We start from the raw sequence: 2592 nt of genomic DNA, 5'->3' as shown, positions 1-2592 counted from the left end.
TACGCCTCGGACTGGGATCGATTCGTCACGTGGTGTTTCTCCCACGGGCACACCCCGATGCCGGCGCACCCGATGGTGGTGGCCGCCTACCTGATCGACGCCGCCGACACCTACAACCAGGACGGCGACCGCGCTTACGCCCCCGCTACCCTGTCGCGGTGGGTCGCCGCCATCGGGCACCACCACCGCCTCGCCGGACACCCCGCCCCGATCGGCAACGAGATCGTCGCGGCCACCCTGTCCGGGATCCGCCGCGACTACGCCGCCACCGGGGACCGGCCGCGCCGCCAGGCCGCACCGCTGCTGGTCGACGACATCGTCACGATCGTCGCCGCGGCCCGCCAGGCTGTTACCGGGTGGGCGTCGGAGGTGCTCGAGCGCCGCGACACCGCGCTGCTGCTGATGGGGTTCGCCGGCGCCTTCCGCCGCGGCGACCTCGCCGACCTCGTCTGCGGGGATGCGAGCATGCACCGGCTCGACGGTTTGCACATCCGGTTGCGGCGCAGCAAGACCGACCAGGAGGGTGCAGGAACGACGAGGGCGTTGCCGATCACCACTTCGCACACCAGTTGCCCACCCTGCGCCTATCTGCGGTGGGTGCAGGTGCTCGCTGCCCATGACTCCTACGGCCGACCGGGCGTGATCCGGCTGCTGCGCAACGCCCCGGCGTTCGGCGGGCACGTCTGCAAGGGCGCGGTGCCGCGTACCGGGTCACGGTCACCGCTGTTCCGGTCGATCCAGAAGAACGGCAACCTCTCCGAAACCGCCTTGTCGGGAGCTGCGATTCACAAGGCGGTCCGCCGGCGCGCCGCCCAGGCCGGGTACGACTCTGCTGTCGTTGCACAGCTCGGCGGGCATTCGCTGCGCGCCGGATTCGTGACCCAGGCGGTCCGCAACGGCCGAAGCGCCCAGGCGATCATGCGCCAAACCGGGCACACCACACCCGCGATGATCGAGGTCTATACCCGTGAGAACGCGCCGCTGATTGCCAACGCGGTCACCGACATCGGCCTCTGACATTCGAACTGGGGCGTAGTTGCATCCGATGACGCAAGTTGTCGCCGGTACGCGTGGTCCATGATTACCCGCACTATTCGTGTCGGATACCACCCCTACCCTCCCGGTAACAGCACCGCGGCCGCGGAGGAGAGCAGCGTGGTAGTCGTGGACGACGTTCTTCCACTCCTCGGAATGCCCGCGCACCCGCCGGAACCGGTGGTGCAGCTCGCGTTGCTCGGTCAGCCGCGGCCGATCCGGGTCCCCGAACGGTTGTGGCGGTCCTGGCTCGACGATCCCTCGGTGGTCGCGCGGTTCGACGCCAAACGCTATCGGCGAGAAGCAGACCGGTGCACGGCGTGGCTGGGCAGTGTCTCCTCCACCGGGCACGGCTCCTTCCGGGCCGCCAGCCTGCCCGGGCCCTCCCGACGCGGCACTGTCCCCGCCCATTTGTTCGCCTATCAACTCGAATACGGCGTCATCTCCCGGCTGGGGTGGTCCGGCACCGACGACGCGGTGCTGTGTCATCAGTGCGACTTCGCCGGATGTACCAACCCGCACCACATGCGCTTGGGCACCAACGCCGTCAACCGCACCGAATACCACCTGCGCCGCCGCAACCTCGCCAGCCCGCTTGCCGACGTCCGCGGTCCCGCCGGTCGCACCCGCACCGTCGCCGACGCGATCCGGATCGGCCTGGCCAATCACGAACCGCCACACGCGATCGAAGCACGAATCGCGGAGGCGGAAGCCGCCGGAATGCCCTTCACCCTGTGGTAACAGCAGGTCGCCCAGTCAGAGGGAGGGCCGTGTCGATGTGGAGCGCGCCCTGTGGGCGGAAGGTGGGCCCGGCAGTGGATCATTCCTGCCGGACGGGTGAGAGTGCCACGGGAGCTTACCTCTCGATCGGCAAGTGGTGTCGCGCCCACTGCCTAGAATTGCTGCTCATGCTGACAGCTTGGGGTGACGAGAGCGGATCTCAACCCGACCGCGACCCCAACACCTACCTCCTCGCCGCGGCCTTGTGTGAGGAAGACGATGTCCCGGCCGTACGGAAGGCGATGGAATCGCTCCGCCTGGGGCACGAGAAGAAGGTCCACTGGCACGGCAGCAGTTCCGATCGTCGTCACGATTTGGTGGCGGCCGTGAGTGAACTCCCACTGGCCGGTCTGGTGGTGGTCCATACCCAGGCGGGTGCGTCCGATCGCCGCCACCGCCGCAAATGCCTCGAGTACCTGCTGCCGAATCTCGCGGAGATGCCCTGTTCTCGCATCACCCTCGAATCCCGAAGCCACCTCGACGCCAGCGACGTCGACATTCTTCAGAAGTTCCGCGCCCAGAAGGTCATTACGTCCTCGCTGCGGGTCCACCATGCCACCGGTCGCCTCGAACCGGCCCTCTGGGTCGCCGACATCGTGTGCGGGGCCGTCGTGCAATCCCGAGTGGGGAACCCCGAATATCTGCGCAGGCTGACGGGAGCCATCGACCTCGAGCAGATCTAGGGCGGAAACGACGCGAGCCACAGGCCTCGTCGTCCGGCGAGTAATCCTGCGGCTCACTTCCAATCCCACCGCGATGGGATGGCTACACCGAAAC

The 2592-nt window shown here is 67.9% G+C and carries 3 protein-coding genes; all 3 read left to right on the top strand.

Translation table 11 applies throughout. The annotated features are described in order from the left end of the window. Positions 1-1017, top strand: a 1017-nt coding sequence (locus WAW17_RS10160) for a site-specific integrase (protein WP_422332858.1), incomplete at its 5' end; no start/stop codon positions are given. 174 nt (positions 1018-1191) lie between these two features. Further along, on the top strand, positions 1192-1776 hold the full coding sequence (locus WAW17_RS10155) for a hypothetical protein (protein WP_422332859.1): 585 nt from the start codon (positions 1192-1194) through the stop codon (positions 1774-1776). A 167-nt stretch (positions 1777-1943) separates the two neighbouring features. Beyond that, entirely contained in the window at positions 1944-2498 is a 555-nt protein-coding gene (locus WAW17_RS10150; protein WP_422332857.1) for a hypothetical protein, read from the top strand. Positions 2499-2592 lie beyond the last annotated feature (94 nt).

It is taken from the genome of Rhodococcus sp. (in: high G+C Gram-positive bacteria) (genome assembly GCF_049286785.1).
Classification (GTDB): Bacteria; Actinomycetota; Actinomycetes; order Mycobacteriales; family Mycobacteriaceae; genus Rhodococcus_F.
This window is presented reverse-complemented; position numbering and strand designations above follow the sequence as displayed.

Bases quoted from the DNA above. Each gene is read 5' to 3' on its own strand.
- WAW17_RS10155 (WP_422332859.1), top strand. From the start codon at position 1,192: ATGCCCGCGCACCCGCCGGAACCGGTGGTGCAGCTCGCGTTGCTCGGT.
- WAW17_RS10150 (WP_422332857.1), top strand. From the start codon at position 1,944: ATGCTGACAGCTTGGGGTGACGAGAGCGGATCTCAACCCGACCGCGAC.